General features: G+C 67.5%; 43 protein-coding genes. 36 read left to right on the forward strand and 7 right to left on the reverse strand.

The features are described from left to right. Positions 1-329, forward strand: a 329-nt coding sequence (locus FG385_RS32815) for a hypothetical protein (protein ID WP_235022937.1), incomplete at its 5' end; no start/stop codon positions are given. Positions 330-497: 168 nt separating this feature from the next. Here the strand turns inward: FG385_RS32815 and FG385_RS32820 are convergent. Further along, a complete protein-coding gene (locus FG385_RS32820) occupies positions 498-824 on the reverse strand; it encodes a hypothetical protein (RefSeq protein WP_139100705.1) in 327 nt (108 codons plus the stop codon). 17 nt (positions 825-841) lie between these two features. Between FG385_RS32820 and FG385_RS32825 the strand changes: the two genes are divergently transcribed. From FG385_RS32825 to FG385_RS32865, 10 genes are read left to right on the forward strand one after another with little or no spacing between them, the layout of a single operon-like run. After that, positions 842-1537, forward strand: a complete 696-nt coding sequence (locus FG385_RS32825) for a hypothetical protein (protein ID WP_139100706.1) — start codon at positions 842-844, stop codon at positions 1535-1537. After that, the gene (locus FG385_RS32830; protein ID WP_139100707.1) at positions 1518-2378 is read left to right on the forward strand and encodes a hypothetical protein; all 861 of its coding nucleotides are present in this window, start codon (positions 1518-1520) and stop codon (positions 2376-2378) included. Before FG385_RS32825 ends, FG385_RS32830 begins: the two co-directional genes overlap by 20 nt. Before the next feature lie 44 nt (positions 2379-2422). Next, positions 2423-2596, forward strand: a complete 174-nt coding sequence (locus FG385_RS34125) for a hypothetical protein (protein WP_160148946.1) — start codon at positions 2423-2425, stop codon at positions 2594-2596. Further along, positions 2593-2916, forward strand: coding sequence for a hypothetical protein (locus FG385_RS34565; protein WP_200834769.1), 324 nt, complete (start codon positions 2593-2595; stop codon positions 2914-2916). The genes FG385_RS34125 and FG385_RS34565 overlap by 4 nt, the downstream gene beginning before the upstream one ends. A 3-nt stretch (positions 2917-2919) precedes the next feature. Beyond that, the gene (locus FG385_RS32840) at positions 2920-3498 is read left to right on the forward strand and encodes a hypothetical protein (protein ID WP_139100708.1); all 579 of its coding nucleotides are present in this window, start codon (positions 2920-2922) and stop codon (positions 3496-3498) included. Between the two features lie 2 nt (positions 3499-3500). Beyond that, positions 3501-4016 (forward strand): hypothetical protein, encoded by a 516-nt coding sequence (locus FG385_RS32845; protein ID WP_139100709.1) that lies wholly within the window; start codon positions 3501-3503, stop codon positions 4014-4016. A gap of 1 nt (position 4017) precedes the next feature. Further along, a complete protein-coding gene (locus tag FG385_RS32850; RefSeq protein WP_139100710.1) occupies positions 4018-4383 on the forward strand; it encodes a hypothetical protein in 366 nt (121 codons plus the stop codon). After that, positions 4380-4628 (forward strand): hypothetical protein, encoded by a 249-nt coding sequence (locus FG385_RS32855; RefSeq protein ID WP_139100711.1) that lies wholly within the window; start codon positions 4380-4382, stop codon positions 4626-4628. The genes FG385_RS32850 and FG385_RS32855 overlap by 4 nt, the downstream gene beginning before the upstream one ends. Continuing rightward, positions 4628-5317 carry a hypothetical protein gene (locus FG385_RS32860; protein ID WP_139100712.1) on the forward strand — a complete coding sequence of 230 codons (690 nt, stop codon included), beginning with the start codon at positions 4628-4630 and terminating at the stop codon, positions 5315-5317. The genes FG385_RS32855 and FG385_RS32860 overlap by 1 nt, the downstream gene beginning before the upstream one ends. Then, positions 5314-5610, forward strand: a complete 297-nt coding sequence (locus tag FG385_RS32865; protein WP_139100713.1) for a hypothetical protein — start codon at positions 5314-5316, stop codon at positions 5608-5610. Before FG385_RS32860 ends, FG385_RS32865 begins: the two co-directional genes overlap by 4 nt. A 52-nt stretch (positions 5611-5662) precedes the next feature. On the opposite strand, the gene FG385_RS32870 is transcribed toward FG385_RS32865, so the two are convergent. Then, positions 5663-5902 carry a hypothetical protein gene (locus FG385_RS32870; protein WP_139100714.1) on the reverse strand — a complete coding sequence of 80 codons (240 nt, stop codon included), beginning with the start codon at positions 5900-5902 and terminating at the stop codon, positions 5663-5665. Here FG385_RS32870 and FG385_RS32875 point away from each other — a divergent pair. The 16 genes from FG385_RS32875 (at position 5901) to FG385_RS32930 (ending at position 12373) form a co-directional block, all read left to right on the forward strand. Beyond that, positions 5901-6158 carry a hypothetical protein gene (locus tag FG385_RS32875; RefSeq protein ID WP_139100715.1) on the forward strand — a complete coding sequence of 86 codons (258 nt, stop codon included), beginning with the start codon at positions 5901-5903 and terminating at the stop codon, positions 6156-6158. The two genes, FG385_RS32870 and FG385_RS32875, sit on opposite strands and share 2 nt — an antisense overlap. After that, complete coding sequence (locus tag FG385_RS32880) at positions 6155-6379, forward strand: hypothetical protein (RefSeq protein ID WP_139100716.1); 225 nt, start codon at positions 6155-6157, stop codon at positions 6377-6379. Before FG385_RS32875 ends, FG385_RS32880 begins: the two co-directional genes overlap by 4 nt. Further along, positions 6379-6663 (forward strand): hypothetical protein, encoded by a 285-nt coding sequence (locus FG385_RS32885; RefSeq protein ID WP_139100717.1) that lies wholly within the window; start codon positions 6379-6381, stop codon positions 6661-6663. The genes FG385_RS32880 and FG385_RS32885 overlap by 1 nt, the downstream gene beginning before the upstream one ends. Positions 6664-6781: 118 nt before the next feature. Further along, positions 6782-6925, forward strand: coding sequence for a hypothetical protein (locus tag FG385_RS34130; protein ID WP_160148947.1), 144 nt, complete (start codon positions 6782-6784; stop codon positions 6923-6925). Between the two features lie 13 nt (positions 6926-6938). Further along, the gene (locus FG385_RS32890; protein ID WP_139100718.1) at positions 6939-8048 is read left to right on the forward strand and encodes a hypothetical protein; all 1110 of its coding nucleotides are present in this window, start codon (positions 6939-6941) and stop codon (positions 8046-8048) included. Positions 8049-8058: 10 nt separating this feature from the next. Continuing rightward, complete coding sequence (locus FG385_RS34135; protein ID WP_160148948.1) at positions 8059-8229, forward strand: hypothetical protein; 171 nt, start codon at positions 8059-8061, stop codon at positions 8227-8229. A gap of 130 nt (positions 8230-8359) precedes the next feature. Then, complete coding sequence (locus FG385_RS32895; RefSeq protein ID WP_139100719.1) at positions 8360-8593, forward strand: hypothetical protein; 234 nt, start codon at positions 8360-8362, stop codon at positions 8591-8593. Then, positions 8590-8952, forward strand: a complete 363-nt coding sequence (locus FG385_RS32900; protein WP_139100720.1) for a hypothetical protein — start codon at positions 8590-8592, stop codon at positions 8950-8952. The genes FG385_RS32895 and FG385_RS32900 overlap by 4 nt, the downstream gene beginning before the upstream one ends. Positions 8953-8962: 10 nt before the next feature. Further along, complete coding sequence (locus FG385_RS34140; RefSeq protein ID WP_160148949.1) at positions 8963-9112, forward strand: hypothetical protein; 150 nt, start codon at positions 8963-8965, stop codon at positions 9110-9112. A 12-nt stretch (positions 9113-9124) separates the two neighbouring features. Next, positions 9125-9283: a hypothetical protein gene (locus FG385_RS34145; protein ID WP_160148950.1), complete on the forward strand. Its 159-nt coding sequence runs from the start codon at positions 9125-9127 to the stop codon at positions 9281-9283. A 4-nt stretch (positions 9284-9287) separates the two neighbouring features. After that, positions 9288-10133, forward strand: a complete 846-nt coding sequence (locus tag FG385_RS32905; protein WP_139100721.1) for a hypothetical protein — start codon at positions 9288-9290, stop codon at positions 10131-10133. Beyond that, on the forward strand, positions 10130-10444 hold the full coding sequence (locus tag FG385_RS32910) for a hypothetical protein (protein WP_139100722.1): 315 nt from the start codon (positions 10130-10132) through the stop codon (positions 10442-10444). The genes FG385_RS32905 and FG385_RS32910 overlap by 4 nt, the downstream gene beginning before the upstream one ends. Position 10445: 1 nt before the next feature. After that, on the forward strand, positions 10446-10955 hold the full coding sequence (locus FG385_RS32915) for a hypothetical protein (RefSeq protein WP_139100723.1): 510 nt from the start codon (positions 10446-10448) through the stop codon (positions 10953-10955). 13 nt (positions 10956-10968) lie between these two features. Further along, entirely contained in the window at positions 10969-11301 is a 333-nt protein-coding gene (locus FG385_RS32920; RefSeq protein WP_139100724.1) for a hypothetical protein, read from the forward strand. Next, the gene (locus tag FG385_RS32925) at positions 11298-11489 is read left to right on the forward strand and encodes a hypothetical protein (RefSeq protein ID WP_139100725.1); all 192 of its coding nucleotides are present in this window, start codon (positions 11298-11300) and stop codon (positions 11487-11489) included. Before FG385_RS32920 ends, FG385_RS32925 begins: the two co-directional genes overlap by 4 nt. Next, positions 11489-12373, forward strand: coding sequence for a glycoside hydrolase family 25 domain-containing protein (locus tag FG385_RS32930; RefSeq protein WP_200834770.1), 885 nt, complete (start codon positions 11489-11491; stop codon positions 12371-12373). The genes FG385_RS32925 and FG385_RS32930 overlap by 1 nt, the downstream gene beginning before the upstream one ends. Positions 12374-12503: 130 nt before the next feature. Here FG385_RS32930 and FG385_RS32935 read toward each other — a convergent pair whose 3' ends face one another. The 5 genes from FG385_RS32935 to FG385_RS32955 form a co-directional block, all read right to left on the reverse strand. After that, positions 12504-12761, reverse strand: coding sequence for a hypothetical protein (locus FG385_RS32935; protein ID WP_139100726.1), 258 nt, complete (start codon positions 12759-12761; stop codon positions 12504-12506). A 127-nt stretch (positions 12762-12888) separates the two neighbouring features. Beyond that, complete coding sequence (locus tag FG385_RS32940; protein WP_160148951.1) at positions 12889-13533, reverse strand: DUF2637 domain-containing protein; 645 nt, start codon at positions 13531-13533, stop codon at positions 12889-12891. Positions 13534-13573: 40 nt separating this feature from the next. After that, positions 13574-13996 (reverse strand): hypothetical protein, encoded by a 423-nt coding sequence (locus tag FG385_RS32945; protein WP_139100728.1) that lies wholly within the window; start codon positions 13994-13996, stop codon positions 13574-13576. 15 nt (positions 13997-14011) lie between these two features. Beyond that, positions 14012-14767 carry a tyrosine-type recombinase/integrase gene (locus FG385_RS32950; RefSeq protein ID WP_139100729.1) on the reverse strand — a complete coding sequence of 252 codons (756 nt, stop codon included), beginning with the start codon at positions 14765-14767 and terminating at the stop codon, positions 14012-14014. 121 nt (positions 14768-14888) lie between these two features. Continuing rightward, the gene (locus FG385_RS32955; RefSeq protein ID WP_139100730.1) at positions 14889-15311 is read right to left on the reverse strand and encodes a helix-turn-helix domain-containing protein; all 423 of its coding nucleotides are present in this window, start codon (positions 15309-15311) and stop codon (positions 14889-14891) included. Positions 15312-15402: 91 nt separating this feature from the next. Here FG385_RS32955 and FG385_RS35770 point away from each other — a divergent pair, with 91 nt between their 5' ends. The 9 genes from FG385_RS35770 to FG385_RS33000 all read left to right on the forward strand — a co-directional run bounded on the left by FG385_RS35770 (position 15403) and on the right by FG385_RS33000 (position 19148). Next, the gene (locus tag FG385_RS35770; RefSeq protein ID WP_139100731.1) at positions 15403-15600 is read left to right on the forward strand and encodes a helix-turn-helix domain-containing protein; all 198 of its coding nucleotides are present in this window, start codon (positions 15403-15405) and stop codon (positions 15598-15600) included. Continuing rightward, positions 15597-16130 carry a hypothetical protein gene (locus FG385_RS32965; RefSeq protein ID WP_139100732.1) on the forward strand — a complete coding sequence of 178 codons (534 nt, stop codon included), beginning with the start codon at positions 15597-15599 and terminating at the stop codon, positions 16128-16130. Before FG385_RS35770 ends, FG385_RS32965 begins: the two co-directional genes overlap by 4 nt. Next, a complete protein-coding gene (locus FG385_RS32970) occupies positions 16127-16396 on the forward strand; it encodes a hypothetical protein (RefSeq protein ID WP_139100733.1) in 270 nt (89 codons plus the stop codon). Before FG385_RS32965 ends, FG385_RS32970 begins: the two co-directional genes overlap by 4 nt. A 175-nt stretch (positions 16397-16571) precedes the next feature. After that, entirely contained in the window at positions 16572-16895 is a 324-nt protein-coding gene (locus FG385_RS32975) for a hypothetical protein (protein WP_139100734.1), read from the forward strand. Between the two features lie 553 nt (positions 16896-17448). Further along, positions 17449-17631 (forward strand): hypothetical protein, encoded by a 183-nt coding sequence (locus tag FG385_RS32980; protein ID WP_139100735.1) that lies wholly within the window; start codon positions 17449-17451, stop codon positions 17629-17631. A gap of 2 nt (positions 17632-17633) precedes the next feature. Continuing rightward, positions 17634-17957 (forward strand): hypothetical protein, encoded by a 324-nt coding sequence (locus FG385_RS32985; RefSeq protein ID WP_200834771.1) that lies wholly within the window; start codon positions 17634-17636, stop codon positions 17955-17957. Between the two features lie 14 nt (positions 17958-17971). After that, the gene (locus FG385_RS35835; RefSeq protein ID WP_139100736.1) at positions 17972-18415 is read left to right on the forward strand and encodes a helix-turn-helix domain-containing protein; all 444 of its coding nucleotides are present in this window, start codon (positions 17972-17974) and stop codon (positions 18413-18415) included. Next, positions 18412-18786 carry a hypothetical protein gene (locus FG385_RS32995; protein ID WP_139100737.1) on the forward strand — a complete coding sequence of 125 codons (375 nt, stop codon included), beginning with the start codon at positions 18412-18414 and terminating at the stop codon, positions 18784-18786. The genes FG385_RS35835 and FG385_RS32995 overlap by 4 nt, the downstream gene beginning before the upstream one ends. After that, complete coding sequence (locus FG385_RS33000) at positions 18783-19148, forward strand: hypothetical protein (RefSeq protein ID WP_139100738.1); 366 nt, start codon at positions 18783-18785, stop codon at positions 19146-19148. The genes FG385_RS32995 and FG385_RS33000 overlap by 4 nt, the downstream gene beginning before the upstream one ends. Positions 19149-19292: the final 144 nt, after the last annotated feature.

Genomic DNA, 19292 nt, shown 5'->3' on the forward strand with positions numbered 1-19292 from the left:
ACTCCCGCCCCGCCGGCAAGACGCACACATCTAGGAGTATTCGCATGATGAAAAGGCAATTCTCCGACGATCAGCACCTGGCTTATATGGCCACGCTTCAAGATTTAGAGTGCGCTGGACAACGCTTCACCGGATTAGAGATTGGTCCGATGACGGGGATGTATCTGATCGGTGCGCTGCAGTTGGTGCTTCGACACCCGGCAATCTCGGTGAATCACCGGCACGTGCTCACGACTTTGATCGAGAGTCTGCGTCCCTTGTTTCACGAACCGGTCGGCCAGGAGCTCATTGACTTGGGTTACGAACCCGCCGCGGATCGGAAGGCCTAAGGATCCAGTGAACGCGGATATCTTGCAGTGGATTGCGATCGGTTTGGTCGGGCTCGCTTGTCTGTTGAATATTGTCGAGACTCACCATGTTCGACGCATATTGAGACGGTGGATATTGGGATCCAGTGGTCTGATGCGCGCGAAGAAAGTCGAGCGGAATGGAGATCGTTACCAGCCACGTTGAGCGGTTTTGGACTGGCGTGCTTTGTATTTCGCGGCGTCGGTGGGGTGGTAGGCGGTGTAGAGCACGTGGTAGGCGCAGCCGTCGCCGCCGTGGTTGCAGCCTTCGCATTCGCGCCAGAACACTTTCATTGCGACGCCGAGGTGTCGGCCGGCGGTGCGCAGCCGCCGGCGGACTTCGTCGGCGCGTTCTTTCGAGACGATGCCGACGTACTCGCGTTCGTGGCCGTAGCCGCGTTCCTCGACCAGGCGGCGCACGTAGTCGTCCCAGTCGGTGTTTCTGGGTCCGGCGATGAAGCGCACCTGGTTCGGCATGTATCTATGATGCATCTATGGGTGAGGGTGTGATCGATTCCGGACAGCGGGTCGACGTGGGTGTTGCTGACCGGCGCAAGCCACCGCAGCCGCCGCCGGATCCGGATCGCGCCCCGCATGGGTGGACGTGGGACAGCAAGGCCGGCCACTGGCGCCCGAAGAAGCGCCCGGGCCGCGGGGGGCGTCTCAAGCCATCCGACCAGTCGTCCTCCACTCCCCCGGAGGACGAGGCGCCAGCCGCCGCTGACGACTCCCCCGACTCCGGAGGCGGCGGCTGGCAAGCCGAACGTGACCCCGAGCCCGCGCGGCTACGCGAGGACTCGGGTCGCGACAGCAAGCGGCATCTGCAGGTCGTGCGTGAGGTTCCGCAGGAGGTCAAGGACGATCTGGCGGCGATGATCGGGCTGCTGGGGATGGTGATCCTGGAGCCGATCGCCCGGGCGGATCCGATCTGCGGCGGGGCGATGATCGACAACTTCGAACGCATCACGGACGCCGCGGTACCGCTCATCGTGCGCTCACCGCGTGTCGTCGACTGGATGACCGCCGCGGGCGGCCTGCGGGACTGGGTCGGGCTCGGTATCGCCTTCCGGCCGGTGCTGGGCGCCGTGTGGGCGCACCACGTCGCGCACACGGTGCATCTGGAGCAGCCCGAGGACGGGCAGCCGCCGCAGGTCCGGGAGGAGGACTGGAGTGGCTACACGGCCGCGTGAGATCGACGGCTACCGCCAGGATGCCGGCTTCACGTGGCCTGACGAGGTGCCCTGGTCCCTGCTCGGTCCCGCGTTCGTTGAGCGGTGGGGACGCCCGGACGGCCAGGTACAACCGGAGCATGTCGAGATCACGGGGCAGAGCGGTTCGGGCAAGACCTACGTCCTGGTCACGCTGCTGCAGGAACGCGCTCTCATGCGCGACAGCTCCGAGATCCTGATCATCACCAAGAAGGCCGACGACACGATTCACAGACTCGGCTGGCCCATTGTGGATAACTGGCGTGACCTGCAGCGCTACAAGCAGGTGATTTTCTGGCCGCAGACCTCATCGGTGGGGCACGAGCGCGAGGTCTATCACGAGGCGAAGATTTACGAGCTGCTCACGCGGTTGTGGACGCCGGAGGCGAACACGGTGGTGGCGTTCGACGAGATCGGCTATATCGAGGACCTGCCCGGGCCGGGCCGGCACCGTAACCGGTTGAAGCGGTTGATCAAGCAGTACTGGCGCGAGGCCCGCAGCCACGGAATCACGATCGTGGCGATGAAGCAGCGGCCGATCGGGGTGGTGCGCGACCAGCACTCGGAGAGCCGCTGGAAGATCGTGTTCCCGGCCGCGGACGAGGACGACTTCGACCGGTTCGCCGAGCTGCTCGGGCCGCCGCGGGACTGGGTGCCGGTGTTGCGGTCGCTGCAGAAACGCCAGTTCGTGATCCGCAACTCCTACAGCCGGGAGGCCTACATCTCCTGGATCGACTACGACGTGCAACCGATCCCGGCGCAGTCGCACCCGCCCGACCGCACCGCGCGGGAATACCTCCACGGGCGTAAGAAACGCGCGTAGCATCCGACACCAGCCGATCGATCGATCGATAGGGGAGTGAGTCCGTGACCCTGCACGAGATCCTGCGGGACATCACCAAGCATCTGCCGATACCCGCCGAGAAGATCCGCGAGGACATTCTCGCCAAGATCGACGCGCACGAGCAGGAAACCACCGCCGCCGCCGAGCCCGTCGACGAGCAGCCAGACGCCGACGCCCAGGTCGGGGGGCAGCAGTGAGCGGGGAGTTCATCGACGACACCCACCAGCGGATCATCGAGTTCGCGAACGACTTTTTCGACGACGAGGACGAGCACGGCGCGTTCGTTGATCACCTGATGGAGCGCGCGGGCTATCAGCGTCAGTCGACGTGGGCGCCGCCGGCGCCGGAGCCGGGCGCCCAGGGCGGCGGTGGCGGGGCACCGTGGCAGGGCGGCCGCCAGGGCGGCCAGAGCGGCCGTAAGCGCGGCGGTGGCCAGGGCGGCAGCGGGCAGGGTGGTCAGGGCGGCCAGGGCGGCGGTGGCCGGCAGGGTGGCCGCAAGAGCTACTTCGGGCAGTAGCCGGTGAGCACGGTCCGAGACGCCATCTTCGCGGCCACGCCCGATCCGGACGTGCGCCGCGCGATGCTGCTCGGCGCGCTGCTGGAGGGTGGCAGCCTCGGCGCCGGACCGTTCCCGCCGGGTGATCAGGGCACGAGCTTCGGGCCGTTTCAGATCCACCTGCCGGCGCACCCGGGCGTGACGTCGAGTCAGGCCAGCGATCCGGACTTCGCGGTGCGGTTCATGCTGCCGGCGTATCAGTCGGGGGTGCAGCGCGCCGGCGGCGCCGGCTCGGCGGACCAGGCGGCTCGCGCCGCGTACTACGCGGAACGACCGAAGAACATGTATCCGGCGAGCCGGTACACGAGCCTGTGGCAGCAGGTCACCGCGGCGCTCACGGGCGCGCCGGTCGGCACCGGAACGCTCGCATCGGACACCACGGGCGGCAGCAGTAGTCCGTTCGCGTTCCTGCAGCCGGTCGCGGATTTCTTCCACGCGCTGGCGTGGCTGGTTAATCCGCTGAACTGGCTGCGGATCGTGCTCGCACTGTTCGGGGTCGGTTTCACCCTTGGCGGCATAACAGCATTCGTGACGGCGGTGTAGACGTGGAATTCGAACTGAAACTGGGCGCGAAACTCGACCTGCTCACCCGCGGCGAGCTAGCCGATGAGCTGGCGACCGCGCAGAAGCGGTGGATGCAGCAGTCCCACACGTGGCAGCTGGGTAAGAAGCGGCTGAGCCTGCCGGTCGCCCGCGGCACCGCGGACGTCGGCGGCAATCTGTCGCTCGGCTCGCAGCAGGCCGCGGACCAAGTGCTGCTCGGGCCGCGGCAGGGGTTCGTGTGGAAGGTGGTGCGGATCTCGTTCGCCACGATGGCCGCGTCCGACACGATCGCGATCTACAAGGGCGAACCCAACGCCGCGCGGTTCGTCGCGCAACTGGGCGGCGGCGCCGGCGGGGGCACCTACAACCCCTCGCGTGGCCTGATGCTCAAAGCGGGTGACTATCTCGTGCTGTCCACGGAGCTGCTGGCCGGGTCGCTGACTGCAGGCGATGCCTACGCGGTTTCGGGTGAGGTCGACGAGGTGCCGGCGGAGATGATCGGGAAGCTGATCGACTGAGATGGTCAGCTACGCGGGACTCGGCTCCCGGTGGGCGGACGCCGAGCCCGATTCGACCGGCGACAACACCGGGAACTGGACGACGGTCCTGTCCGCCGCGGATCTCGGGGTTCAGGTGCCGTGGTACGAGATCTATCGCGGGGTCGCCGAACGCGTGGCGCCCGGAACCGCGCTGCGCGTCCGGATCGGCAGTCATCCCGTGTCGGCGGTGCAGCTCGGCGAGGTGGGCGAGTGGGACCCGGCGCAGCCGCCATTGATCCAAAAAGGACAGGACGTGGAGTTCCTGTGGGACGCGCCGGCGACTGGGACCCCGCCGCGGATCACGATCTGGCTGCGCTACGACGACGACAAGTGGGGATCAGCATGACCGAGCAGCACGACGACAACGGGGCCGCGCCGGCCGCGGCCGCGGAGGCCCCGGTACCGCTCACGCGCGGTCGTTTCGCGCTGTTCGAGGCGCCGGACGGTGGTTTCGTGTGCGCGGTGCGCGTCGACGGGGAGGACGACGACCGCCGTTTCCACATTCCCGGCAAGCTGGTGAAGATGGCGTCCATGATGGGCGGCAAGAGCCCGTTCGGGGCCCTGGGCAAGCTCATCGGTGGTGGTGACTGATGGGCTGGTCTACACCGGCGATCTGGCGTGGCCCCATGCTCTACGCCGGCGACGTCGGGGTCGCCGCCGGCGGGATCGGGGCCGCGGGTTCCTGGGACGTCAGCTCCTATTCGGCCGTCTACCTGGCGATGTACGGCATGACCAACGGCGCGAAGCTCACGGTCCAGTCCTCGCCGGACGACACGTTCACCAACGTGGTCGACCAGGCCGTCTACACGCTGCGGCAGGAAGCGATCCTGCACACCATCGTGCCGATGCTGGGCAACTACGTGAAACCCGTGTTCGAGGTCGACGCCGGACTCGGCGACTTCGCCGGGAGTCTCTGGCTGCAGCCGATCAACGCCGGCGGTGGTGTGCTGTTCCCCGGGCCGACCGAGGGCATCCACGCGACGTCCGTGGCCACCACACCCGGCTACCACCAACGGTTCTGGCTGCCCTACGTCCAACCAGGAGCCGCCCAGTTCCTGTTCTCGCCCAGCTCGAACGCCTACTGGGCCCAGATCATCGCCTCCGACGAGGGCGCCAACTTCAACACCAGCGGCCCCGTTGCGGCCTGGACCAATCCCGCCTCCCCGATCAACCAGACCGTCGAACTGCCACCCGGGCCCGTGTGGGTCGACATCTGGGACCGCAGCGCCAGCGGCAGCAACGCCTTCTCGTTCGGACTCTTCCCGGCAGGCCCCCAGTGACCGCCCAGTGGGACGACCGGCTGATCACCCGCGAACGTGCGCTCGAGCTCGCCGGCACCGCACCGGTGTACCTCGAGGACGCGGGCGTGAGGGGACTCTTTCTGCGGTGCGCGCAATGCCACCAGTCCTGCGGACAGTTCCGGGACGGTCCCGGCGATGACGTCAAGCGGTTCGCGGAGCGGACGACGACGGTGGAGGAGATCCTCTCCGGCGTGCTGCGGCACCTGGTGATGGTGCACGACGTACCGTTGAGCGGGGTCGGGCGACAGACGCGGACGGAGGACGGATCGTGAGCCGCAGAGAGCTGATCGCGTGGGGAGCCTCGGTCGTCGCCGGGTTCGTGGCCTACCGGGTGGCGCTGGCGTGTCTGTGATCGAGGACGACATCGAACGGCTTCGCGGTCTGGCGTGGCTCACGATCACCGCGGCCGCGGTCGCGCTGCTGCTGGTGATGATCGACATGCAGCTGAAGAACGAGGTCGTGCGCGAAGCCCAGGCGCTGCGCCGTGTGCTCGCGCGTGAGCAGCTGCGGACGCGGAAGGCGGTGACTGTCCATGTCGGACCCTCGCACGATCGAGGCCCGCATGCAGATCACGATGAGCGTGCTGGTGCTCGGGTGGCTGATGTGGACGATGGTCCCGCCACATAGCCGGCAGCGGGCCGCCATGCGTGCCGCGCGTGTCGCGCACCGCACGTTCGGGTGGCTCGCCGAGCACACCGGCCGAGCGATCATGACCGAAGAGCTGCGCACCGGACGCGCCGATTACGGTGTGCCCTATCTCTTCTCGGTCCTGCGCGATCGCGCCGGCGACGCCTACGTGAAATGGAGAGCAACCTCATGACCCGCAAAATCCGCGCCAAATTCCAGTGTTCCTCACAGACCACGTACTCCAGCGGTCAGGGGCGCACCCTGAAATTCCAGGCCATTTACGACCCTCTGGCCGAAGATCAGCGTTACGCGAGGGCCACACCGGCGGGGAGCCTGGAAATCTACGTCGACAACCCCGCTGCTGAATTCGAGGTCGGGGCCCACTACTACCTCGATTTCACCAAGGCCGACTGATGTCTGTCCGGGGCACAACCAAGGCGCGCCACGAAAAGAAGGTCATCATCCGCGAGGGCGCGTACGAGGGTGACCGTATTTTCTGCGCGTGGGAGGACTGCGACAACGACGGTATTTTCTCGTATCGGCTGCGCGTGAATTACGGTCGGCACGATCCCCGCGAGGGCGGCGGCCGTAACGACGTCTGGTATGTGTTCTGTTGCGAACGGCACCGCCAGTACTGGATCAACAGCCACCGGGATCACAAGAATCTGCCCGACGGGTATCGCGGCACAATCCTCTGAGTCGCCTGGTTTCGGGTCTATACTGCCGATCACGACCCCCGTTCGACACGCCCGCGTGTTCGAGCGGGGGTCGTCGTGTCGATCGGGGGCCTACCCAAGCAGGAGGGACAGGCCGATCGTGGACGACGTCAAGGTCGCGATTCACATCTTCCTGGTGGTGCTGGTGTGGGGCACGCTCTGGCGCCTGGCCAGCTATCACCTGATGGCCTCGCAGGACGAGCGCCTCCAGCACCTCGGCAAGGCGATGGTCACCCAGTACTGAGAGGCATCGGAAGATGGCAGCACAGACCGCCGCGCCGCAGGGCGCACCGGCCGGCGCCCCGCCGGCACAGCAGGGCGGGGGCAACCCGTTCTGGGAAGTCACGAACCTGTTCGCGCAGAAGAACAAGCAGGGTGCGGTCAGCTCACTGACCCTGGACGCCAGCACGCACGACGGCGGCGGGCAGATCAACGCGGGAAACTTCCTGCGCGGGCTGCGGCTGATCGTGCGCAGCTCGGGCGGCGCCGGCGGCACCGTGGCCGCGGACGCCCCGCTGAACCTATTCAAGCGGCTCGGTATCGAGAACACCGACGGCGCCGAGATCCTCTACAACGTCATCGGCGGCTACGCCTACGGGCAGCGCCAGCGCTACATGCGCCCCTGGCTGCAGGACCCGACCACCGCGTTTGACTACTCAGCCACCGTCAACCCGTCGTTCACGCTCTTCCTGCAGCCGGAGGTCCGCCAGCAGCTCGGCGTGCTGGAAAACACCGACGTCCGCAGCCAGTACGCGTGGAACCAGACCATCGAAACGGTCGGGAACGTGCTCGGCGCACCGACCACGGCACCGGCCGTGTCGGTCACGCCCTACTGCGACATGTGGGCCCAGCCCGACCAGCAGGACCTCGAAGGCGTACCGAACCAGCGCATCCCCGCCGGCGCGAACCTGCAAACCAAGACCCGCCACCAGACGTTCACGCTCAACGCCGCCGGCTCGGACAACAACTTCCTGTCCACCATGACCGGCAACGCCGTGCGGTGCGCGATCCTGATCGTGCGGGACTCGACCGGAGCCCGACAGGACTACCTCTCGGACCCGATCCAGTGGCAGCTCGACTCCCGCAACCTCGGCACCCTCTCGCCCGACGTGGTGTTCCAGTGGATGCAGGACCACTACAGCTCCTACGGCGGCCGCAGCCGCCCGACCGGGGTGTATGTGTTCCCGCGGTTCTATTCACCGGGCGTGATGTACGGGCAGGGATGGCTCTACACCGCCAACTCCACCTCGCTCTACTGGGAATCCTCGACCCTGTCGACCGGGGCGAACCTGCCCGGCACGGTGGAGCTGCTGCAGGAAGAGGTCTACGCGGTGGGCCCCGTCGACCCGTCGCTGATCGACCTGTAAGGAGCGTCCTATGTGGAAGCAGTGGCAGGGCGGCGCGTCGAGCTCGACCGCGGCGCCCGTGTCCGGCCCGACCGCCGGCACCGGCGGGCAGGGCTGGCACCCGACCGTGCTGTACATGCTCGGCCTCGTCGTGGCCGAGATCGTCATCGTCGGCATCCTCAGCCGGCACCTGCTCAAGTAGGGAATGGTCCAGACCATGAAGAATCGGCAGGTCCTGGTCGCCGTTCTGGTGACCTACCTCGTGATCTCGTTCGTACCGTCGATCGGGCTGATGAATCTGCTCAACCGCACAAAGGGCGGCAAGTAGAGCCATGCCCGGGGTCGTCGGCCGCGCCGCCTCGATCGCGACGGGTGCCAGCGCCCCGTCCGGCAACCACGGCACCCGGCTGGCGATCGCCATCGTGCTGTTCTGGCTCGCCGGCCTGTGTTTCTACCTGTCGTTCTGGAAACTCATCGAGGCGACCGACCAGTCCACATCGATGACGGGCAAACTGCGCGCGGCGATCATCGACGCGGTGCAGACCGCGGAGAAGGGCAACGCGTGAACGGCGAGCAGGCATCCGCGCGGCGGACCGGGTCATCGTCCTGGGCGACGCAGGCGGTCGCGTGGGAGTTCCTCGCGGCCGCGGTGCTGATGCTGGCGAGCGTGTTCCTGGTGTCGACGGAGTACCAACAGGAAGCGCGCAAGAAATACGGACCGGCGACGCCGACATCGCGCATGTTGCCGCTGGGACGGTTGAGCGCTCTGTGTGGCGTATTCATCGTGCTGGCGATGCTCTCCAGCGGCCGCAAAGCCGGCCGGATCGCCGCGGCGTTCGGGGGGCTCGTGCTCTCGGGCGTGGCGTTCAACGAGCGGGATGTGTTCGTGTCGCTGGCGGAGATCTTCCCGCCGCCGAAAAAGTGAGGTGATGGGTATGGACGTGTGGAACCTGATTTTCTACGCCATCGTCGCGGCGATCATCTTCACCATGGTTCGGCCGGGCAGCAAGAGCGGGCAGGCGGTCGCGGCCGTGACGAACGCGTTCGCCGGCATGGTCGCCAAGGCCACCGGGGCCACGGCCTGAAAGGAGAAGAGCGTGACAGGCAAGATTGGCGCGGCGATCGTGATCTTCGCGTACGCGATCGTGCTGTTCCTGATGGTGCGACCCGGCAGCCAGGGGCCGAACCTGGTCACCGCGTCGGCCAACGGGATCGCGAACGTGATCAAGGCCGGTACCGGCGGCGGGACCTGGTGAGCCCATGGTCGCCATCGCGATGATGAACCGGGCCGGCCGGGCGCCCGGCCCGGAGACCCCGATCTACGGGAACGAGTCGGTCTCATCCGCACCCCGCCCGCCCGAGCAGGCACCGTGGAGCCGGTTCGTGGTCGACCGCTCCGGCTACTACCACGGCGCGCACGCCCGCACCCCCGGATACGAGAACGGCCGTCTGATCGCCTCGGACCGGCACGTCATCGAGCGCCGCGGCAAGACGTCCACCAGCGGCCGCGAGCCCGACCCGTCACCGGGGTTCCCGAACGCGGACTCGCTGCCCGCTGCGCCGCAGTGGGAGATGCTCAACCGCACCCTCTCGTGGCAGGTCGGGACGGACGGCACCCGCAACCTCGACAACGGGGCGTTCCACGCGTCGACAACCGCAGGGCGGCGCCCCTTCCCGCTCGGGAACCAGGGCTCGAACCCGCAGGAACGAGTCAACGGCGGCACCCCGGGCCTGTACCGGCCCTACGGCGCGCGCGGGTACGTGTTCGGGCCTGAGCCGCGCGTGAGGGCGCTCCCGGGCGGCCCCTACCCCGTGGGCACCCTGCTGGCGCCCGGCGCGCCCCAGGACGGCCCTCAGGTCGTGTTCGGCGGCTACCCGCACGGTCGGCACACCAAGACCGTTCCGGCGCCGAAGTGGACCCAGGCCCGTTACCGCGCCACCCCGCAGATGAAGCCCGGCCGGCAGGACCGCCCCGCCAACTCGAAGATCGCCGGCCAGTCCTACAGCCAGACCGTCGTGCACCAGGACGGCTCCGGCGGCGGCCCGCTCCCGACCATCTACGGCGGCCGCCCGCCGGGCATGAACGCCTACTGGAGGTCGACGTGAGCCGCGACACCAAGATCGCGCTGTTCATCGCGGCCGCCGCCGGCCTGGTGCTCGTCGCGGCCGGCGTCCTCGAGTTCGACGGCGGCGGCGGAGTCGACGTCGGCGGCCGCGCCGAGCTCAAGCTCGACCTCGGCGGTGACGGCGACCGCCACAGCCGCGGGCAGCGTCACCGCCGCCTCGACGGCCAGGAGATGCTCACCGGGCCGCACCCGCTATACCGGCGGCCGCGGGCGGCCAGCGTGCATCGCACGCTGCTGTCGGTGGGCGGCTGGGAGTGGTACCTGAACCCGCCGAGCGAGTGGACGATGTGACATGGCCGGCAACGTCCTGACCGAGAAGATCGGGCCCCTGCAGACGTGGCAATACCTCGGCATCGTCACGATCGCCGGGCTGGGCTGGTATGTGATCTCCAGCCGGAAGAAGGCGGCCGGGCAGCAGACCACGCAGTCCTCGGTCACCCAGAGCCAGAGCGCGGCCGACGTGCCGCAGTTCGTGATCCAGAACCAGTTCCCGGTCACCGTGCCCGGATCCTCCAGCCCGTCGACGCCGACGCACGTGTACAACGCCCAAGGCCAGGACCTCGGCGAGTACCGCTACGGCGGCGACCAGCTGTCCTACCTGAAGTCGCAGATCGGCAACTACGGCATCACCCAAAGCGAGTACAACGACGTGGTCGCCGCGTTCCAGCAGGTCGCGGCCCAGCACGGCGTCGACTACGCCAACCAGCAGCACTACAGCTGGATCGGGCCCGGGAACGTCCAGACCACGCCGCAATACCCGCTGACCTCGAATCCCAACCAGGGACTCCAGAACCTGCCATAGAGGGGGCCGTTTCATGGCGCTGTCGCTGCAAGCCGACTCCACGGGCGTCTCGTTCCTGGTAGCCGCGGGCATCGTGTACGAGATCATCGCCGCAGCCTGCTCGTCGCCGCAGACCACCGAAATCAACGCGAGCGCACGCGCCGACACACTCATGAAGTGGGTCTACATAGGACTCGTCCAGTCCGCGTTGTTCATCGTGGCCGCGGCGTGGCTCGACCCCCGCCACCGGGTCCCGATCGTCGCCGGCGGCGCGACCGCCGGCACACTCATGTGGCTGCAGTACGCGCACGCGAAAAAGGCCGGCCTCGCCTCCACCGCCCCCGGCACCGAAAGCTACGGGCAATGAATCTCGGGGACTGGGTACAGATCGCCGCGAACATCGCGGTCGTCGCCGGCGGTGTCGGCCCCGCCACCCGCTCACTGTGGCGCGCGGCCCGCGCGTTCGACCACATCGCCGCCCGCGTCGAGGACCACGAAGAACGGCTCCGGCTCCTGGAGGGCCGCGGCCGCCGCCGCGAGGTCGGACGCCGCTGATGCGCACCATGTACGACGCGGTCACCGCGACGAACATCCCCCGCGACCCGCCGCCGCAGCTGGTGGCCGGCTACATCGACAAGATCACGATTCCACCGTGGACCGCGGCGGACTGGGCGCTGTTCCCGCACTCCCGCCACGTCCGGATCGTGAAAAAGGCCTCGACGAACGCCGGCGACGTCCTCGACGTCGAGCAAGGCGACGCCACCCCCGCCGAAGCACCCGGCTGGGCACGCCGTCGACGAGCCGTCGGCGCGATCCCGACCGTGTACTGCAGCCAGAGCCTCTGGCAGGCCGTCCAGGACGCGTTCACCGCCGCCGGCGAACCGCAACCGCTGTACTGGATCGCCCACTACGACGGCGACCCCACCTTGCCGACCCTGAACGGCATCACTGCCGTGGCCAAGCAGCACAGCCGCGGCGCCCTGTTCGACACCTCGTCGGTCGCCGAGCACTGGCCCGGCATCGACCCCAACCCCGCCACGGAGGACGACATGGGCGACACCGTGCCCGCCGGCACCGATGAACACTTCGACTTCGACCTCGCCGGCCAGTCCGTGATGCAGATCTTCTGCAGCTACGGCAGACGAGTCGTCATCCACCAGGTGACGTTCGTCGGCGACACCCCCGCCGCGCCCGCACCCGCCGCGGACTGGGCCGAATCCCCCTACAACCAGCCCGACCCGAAGCGACCGGTCGATCCGGCCAACCCGACCGACCCCGCGGTCGCCGCCTGGATCATCGACCCGAACCGACCAGGGCCCCTGGACATCCCGACCCGCACCGTCACCGGGAACCCGGTCCGCGGCGGCTCGCTGCGGTACAGCACCGTCGACAAGGACGGCAAACCCGACCAGCACCCCTTCCGGCTCGCCTTCCGCTGAAAGGAGCACCGCCAACGGCACCGCCGTCTACGCCTGCGTCGAGGCCAAAGACCTCGTACAACACAGCTGACCTGCGCAGGTCAGCGGTGTGCGAGCGCCCACCCGATCAGCGCCAGGCCGAGCACGACCATCATCCACGGTCGGAACCGGACGATGAGGCTATCGCGACCGTGGGGTAGTGCTCGCGTGCGGCGCGAGCGCAGAAATGGCACGGCGGGGCGTCCGGCCGGCGCATGTCCGCCCCGCTCACCCTGATCATCCGGTCGCACGGCTCGACGGTGCGCACGGCGATCTCGTCGCCCCAGATCTGCCGCTCGACCACCAAGTGCAGCTCGCCATCGGCGGTACGCCATTCCGGCGGATCGTAGGTGCTTGCCAGCACGACCATGGTCAGAACCCCTTCTCGCAGCGTTCCCCGTCACCGCAACTCCTCCCGGCCCGTCTGACCGCTCATCGAACCGGGAGGACACCACGCTGCGAAACGGGTGCTCCCAGCGTAAACCACTCTGGAGTTGTCAAGCATCACTGCCCACCGGCAGAAAAATCTGGGTGGACGGCTCGTCACCCGCGTTCGACCGGCCCCGGCGCAACGCCGACCGGGCCGACTCGTGCGTGACCGGAAACCCATGCGCCGCGAGCCATTCCAGCAGCGCCGGCACATGGTCGCTGCCGACCTGCTCCGCCGCATACCGCACCCGCTGAGCCTGGGTCGGCATCGCGCCGAGTACCTCGGCGTGCCTGGGCACGAGCGACCTGACCGGCTCGGCGGCCGCCGAGTGGTCGACGGCGGCCGCGGCCCGGTCGTCCCCGGTCGCCAGCACCGCCAGGTGCACCACCGCGCCCAGCACCGCGGGCGGGACGGCCGCGACCGCGACCAGCACAAGCCACGACGGCCGCCACCCATAGGCCACCAGCGCGTGATCGAGGCTGTTGCCCACGATGGACAGGAAGATCATGGCCAGCGCGAGCGTGCGCGCCGAGCGCCGCGTCCGTGTCGACATCGCCGGCGAGAGCCACAGCTGGGTGGCGCCGATCCCCGCCGCGTCGAGACACACGGGGAACAGCGGGGCAAGCCAGCCGGCCGTGCCGCTGCGCCGCACGAGATCGAGCAAGGTATCGAACGAGAGCGCGGCGGCCGCGAACGCAACCAGCGCCAGCACGCCCCACCTGACCGCTGACTTCACGAACCGGCCTCTCCCGTCAGTCGTTGCCGAGCGTGCCGAGCACGGTGCACGCATCCGAGAGCCGCTGCGCGAGCGTGGCCGCGGACATCCGGGCCGTCTCCAGGTACCGGGCAGCCTCGGCCGACTTCACCCGCGCCAGCTCCCGGTTGCGGTGGTCACCGTCGTAATAACGCGTCGGATCCTCGCGCTCGATCGCCGTCGTCAGCTGGTCAAACAGCTGGTCCATACCATGCACGGCGGCGCACAGGCTGCTCGTCGTGCTGCACACGGTGTGCGCCCATGCCAGCGTCGTACGGCCCGGGCTTGTGGCGTTGTTGATGTACCGCACCAGCGCGGAGATGCTCCGGGCCGCGTCGAGCACGGTCTCTCTGCTGTGTGGCCCGTCGTAGGGCACATACTGGCCCAGGACGTCGCTCAATTCGGTGGTGAACGTATCCATGGTGATCCTTTCGGTTTACGCCGCGCGGGTATCCGGGGCGAGCTTGGGGAAGGTCTTCCCGAGTCGCTTCATCGACTTCATGGCGCCGGGAGCGACCAGGGTGTAGAGAGCCGTGGTGGCGGGGCTGCCGTGGCCCATCAGTTCTTGCGTCTGCCGGATATCGCGGCACAGCCGGTAGTGCTGGGTGCCGAACCGGTGCCGCAGCTGGTGCAGCACGTACGGCAGCCCGAGCGACTGCAGGTACTGTGACGTTTCCCGGCTGATATACCGAGGGGGTGTGGCGCGGCCGCTTGGAGTGCGGAACCAGGCCCCGGGGCGCATCGATCCGCGCACGATCGGAGCGATCTCCTCGGGCACCGGCACGATCCGTTCCTTGCCGCCCTTGCCGTCGACACGCAGGAAGATGCCCTCGTCGGTCTCGATCACGCTCTCATCGCGCAGGCGCGAGATCTCACCAGCGCGCAAACCGCACCAACCCGCCAACACGAGCCATACCAGCATCGAACCGCGCGCGCACTGCAAGGCGAGGATCAGATGTCTTTCCGGGATGGGGCGCGGTAATCGCCGCGGAAGCTTCGGTATCGGCAGATTCGCTGCGGGGTTATCGGCGATTCGTCCGCTTTCATGTGCCCACCGATAAAAGGCCCGGACGTGGCTGGTATATGTGGCCACGCTCGACCGGCTGACCTTGAGACTTGCCTGCCAGCGGTCGAGATCTTCGACAGTTGCTTCATTCAAGGGAATCGGCAGTGCACGCGCTACGCGCAGCATGTTGCCTTGGCGATGCCGAATTGTGTCTTCGCGACCAGTACACCGCCGGAGCCAATTCAGGTGGTCTGCAATCAGTTCATCATTACGCACGCTAACCGAATCACTGACTGACTCGGGGATATTACGCGGCTGCACGGAAAATCACCGTCTTGGCCGCGTCCGACCGGGCGACGGCCGGTTTGCGTTGCTCGAAAGGCAGCAGTTGACCCGTGACCTGGAGTTTTGATGTTATGGAGGTGTCGCTAAGCAGGGAATACCGCCCGGTAGGTTCACCCGAGATCGCGGTCAGGTCAGCGGTTGGTTCCGGTTCGGTTTCCCCCGCGAGCCAATCGAACGACACGCCGGTAGCCATCGACCAGGCTAAGAGGACCGGCCGCTTCGGTGTGACCGACGCTGACTCGTAACTGCTGATGCTCGTGCGCGACAACCCGAGCCTGGTGGCGAGCTCGCGTTGGTGCAGCTCTGCGTGTTCTCGTGCCTTGCGGAGCCGATCCGCCAAAGTCCACTGCGGCACCGCCCCGACCGTTGTCAGTGCTCCAGTCATGTGTCACAAGTTAGGCCATTGACGCGCCGCGCGTCAATATCGTCCCTGCTTGTCGTTGACGTTGAGACTGTCATATGCCAAGCTACGGCACATGACAACCGCACGACCTCTATCAACCAAGGAGGCCGCGGCCGCGCTTGGAGTTTCGATCCGCACGCTCAACAGGTGGGTAGAGCTGGGAAAGCTGCCGGTCGCAGGCAAATTGCCCGGCCGTACCGGCTGCCGCCTATTCGAACCTGGCGTGGTCGAGCTGCTCCGTCGCCAACGAGAGGAGAGAAAGACCGCATGATCGAGACAGAAAATTCGCAGACGCTAATCGGCCCTCGCCCAGAGGGGACGAGGGCCGATTATCTCGACGGCGCAGCAGCAACCAAGAGCGCGTCGGCATCCACGGTAGCAGCACCGGCCGACGGTTCGACGGTCGAAAGCACGGCCATCCTCGACCCCGTCGAACAGCCGGCCGTGTCCACGCCGGACCGCGCCGAGATCATCCGGCGACGGCAGCACGACCACCTGGCGGACGCCGTGACCGTGCTGCTGCACGTCGTGCATTACTCCGGCCTGCCGGATATCGATTGGGGCACGCACATCAGTAGCTCCGGCCGGACGCTGCTCGGCAACATTCCCGAAGATCTGTCGGAAGATGTCAAACGCGAGATCCTCAGCCAGTACGCCGGGCACTTCGCCGGTGTGGTCCGTGACAACACCTACGACCAGGACCGCAAGCGCGGTCGCCAGTGCTGGGTGATGGAGGGCGAGCAGTCCGGCGTCCGCGTCGTCGTCTACGCCAACTTCCAGGCCGAGGCGGTCGCCGCGTGACCGGCGAAGAGCACTACCGGCACGCCGAGAAGCTGCTGAACATGGCCGGGGCGGGCGATTCGGAGCAGGCGTGGGAGTTCCAACTGGCCGAACCACCGTCGCCGTTGCTCGTGGCCGCGCACGCGCACGCAAAGCTGGCCGAGACCGCCATGCTCGCCGATGCGGTCGAGCTACTCCACCGGCTCGCCGATGCGGTCGAGCTACTCCGCCGCCTGCTGCTCACTGCCCAGCGGCAGGCCGAAATACCGCGCACCGGCGCGGGCTGATGGAGATCCGGCTCATAGGCGAGTTCGCCGAGATCCGGCGCGCACTCGCCGCGCTGGAGGCCGGTTTTGACGTGCGCTCAGCATCACCCTGGGTCCCCAACCAAGGTTCAACGCGCCTGGGGCGCGTGTACGTCGACGCGGTGCCGCGGCGCGTGCGGAAAAACGCTGATCGAGAGTGACCGTGAACGGGGTGGGAGTGGGGTTTCGACTGGTGAAGTGGGTTCAAGATGAAGCACCCTCCGACCTCACTCACAGAGAGATAGCCACCCTTTCGGCGCTGGCCAGGTGGTGCAAAGACGAGACTGGCTACGGCAACCCATGGCGCGAGCAAGTCGCCCGCGGGGCTCGGACCAGCGAGAAAGAAGTGAAGTACGTGCTGTCTGCTTTGCGGCGAAAAGGTCTGATCGTCCGCAAGGGCGGCGGCTACCGCGGAGCACCGGTGATGTGGCGGTTCGCGCACTACGAAAAGGGGACGGAAGAAACGCCCTCTTCTAGCTGAAGAAAGAGGCCCGGTTTACCGCCCTCTTTTTGCTCTCGAAAGGGGGCGGTTTTAGCCCTCAGAAGGGGGCGGTTTTCGCGGTCTCCTTCCGATGCGCGAAAGGGGGCGGTTTTTGCCCTCGAAAGGGGGCGGTTTTGGCTGCGGAAGGGGGCGGTTTTAGCGGAGAAAGGGGGCTCTTCAGCCGTCCCCACACATAGAAAGCACATAGAAAACACATGGGAAACACATGGGAGCGGGGGGCGCAGACGCGCGCCCCCCGGACCCCCCGCGTACCGATCACCGTGGTCGTCTACCGCGGTGGTCGGTACGCCACGCAACCACCGAGGTAACCAACTGACCGCGCGCGCGGAGAAAACGGAGGATGAGTTGAAGTCGAAAGTTGGTCGGATCGTCGGCAACGTCGCGGCAGTGCTGATGGTCGTCGTGGCGCTGCTGCCGGACCTGATGGGGGAGTCCGTTCGGCAGTGGATCTGTCCGGGCTGCCGGCGGGAGCTGCTGGCTGGCTGGACCGCCTGCGGACGCCATGAGTACGAGCAAGCCGACCGGAGGTCCCATGAGCACCGACAGCGGTGAGCCGGCCGTCCCCGGCACCTACAGCTACGAGGACGACGTCGATCCGATCTGCGGGCATCACAAGCGCTCGCGCTGCCAACAGTGCGGCTCGTGCACGAGCTGCGATGCCCGCTACCGCTACTGCTGCACGAGCTGCGATGCCTGCTACTGCGGCGAGGACTGATCGTGAATCACGATTCGAGCGAAGCCGAGCTGCAGGTCGAGGTGCGCACGGCGGCCGCCGAGCTGGGCATCCGGTGTTTCCACCCGCACGAGTCCCGCCGTGACATGCCCGGTTGGCCGGACCTTGTGCTGTTCGGGCGCGGCGGTCTGATCTTCCGGGAGCTGAAGTCGACCGCCGGCCGCGTCTCCCGCGACCAGCAGCTCGTCGGCGCCGAGCTAGCGCGTGCCGGCGCGGACTGGGCCGTCTGGCGGCCCAAGGACTGGCTCGACGGCCGCATCCACCGCGAGCTGAACCAGCTCGCCCGTGTCAACAAGATCACCCACTGAGGAAGGAAAATCATATGATTCAACCCGCTACGACGCCGCCCGTGGCGCTGTCGGGGAGGCCTGCGCCGGCCCGCCCGGTTGGGGTGGCCGAGGAGGTCTGGCGCGAGTTCTGTCAGACCGTGCACGACGCCGGTTTCCGGCTCACTCCAGTCCCGGCGGGCCCGGGCCAACGGCCCCGCTACGTGCTCGACCACCGCCCGCGCGCCGTGCTCCGGCGCATCAACACCTTCCCCGGCGGTCTGTCGCTCACTGACCGCGAGGTCCAAGTGCTCAACGGGCTCACGGTCGGCAAGACAAGCCTGGAGATCGGCGCCGACCTCGGACTGTCCGAGGACACCGTCAAGACGCACCTGCGGCGGCTGTACGGGAAGCTCGGCGCCCACGACCGCGCCCACGCCGTCGCGCTGGCCTACCGGCGCGGCGTGCTCACCGTCGACGAACTGGAGATCGAGCCATGACCGAGCGGTGGTGGGCGCCGCGGCGCGAGGGCGAGGCCACCGCGGATTACCTGGCGCGCGTGCTCGACGAGCTGGGCGCCGACGAGCTCGCCGAGCAGGCCCGCGCGTGCCACTTCGACGACTACCGGTGTCCGCCCGACGTCGACGACGGCGCGAACATTCACCGCCTGGTCGCCGCCATCGAGAAGTGGGCAATGCTCCCCAAGCATGTCTACGACCCGCTGGCGGATCGCTGGGGCGATCTTCGCGCTGGCGCCGTGATCGATGCGGCGAAGACGGGCGAATTCGACGGCACTTGGGAGGAAGCCCGGGCCTGGGCCGAGAGCCCGGAAGGCGGCGCCATGTTCGACGAGCTGGGAAGGGAATCATGAGCATCGAAAGCCGCGCGATGTCAGCTGAGCAGCTCAGCCGCGCGCTGACCAAGTGGAAAGCCGACTGCGATAACCCGTTCATCGTTGCTGCGGTGACGCTGGTCCAGGAGCACGAGGGCTGGCTGTATCGGGCGGATTTCCGCGAGAGCTGCGTCTACGTGTACGGCGCCCGCAGAGCGGCGATCCGCTGGTCACATGTGAAAGACTTTCTCGAAGCTGGCCCGCGAGCCTCGACCAGCGAACTGTCGATTCTCGAATTCGCCTGCGCACTGGCCCAGGATCGCTACTCGTGGTCGGTCATGGGGCCGGCGCACCGCGAATTCCTGCGGCGGGCTGTCTCGACCGCGTTGGGCGAGCTGTAACCGCGCACTCTTCGATGCCTCGCGCGCATGTATTTCTATTTCGGTCCGCGGGGCGCACATTAAGGTGCGGGAGTTGATTAACCTCCCGCCCCGCCGGCAAGACGCACACATCTAGGAGTATTCGCATGATGAAAAGGCAATTCT

Source organism: Amycolatopsis alkalitolerans (assembly GCF_006152065.1).
Taxonomy (GTDB): Bacteria; Actinomycetota; Actinomycetes; order Mycobacteriales; family Pseudonocardiaceae; genus Amycolatopsis_E; species Amycolatopsis_E alkalitolerans.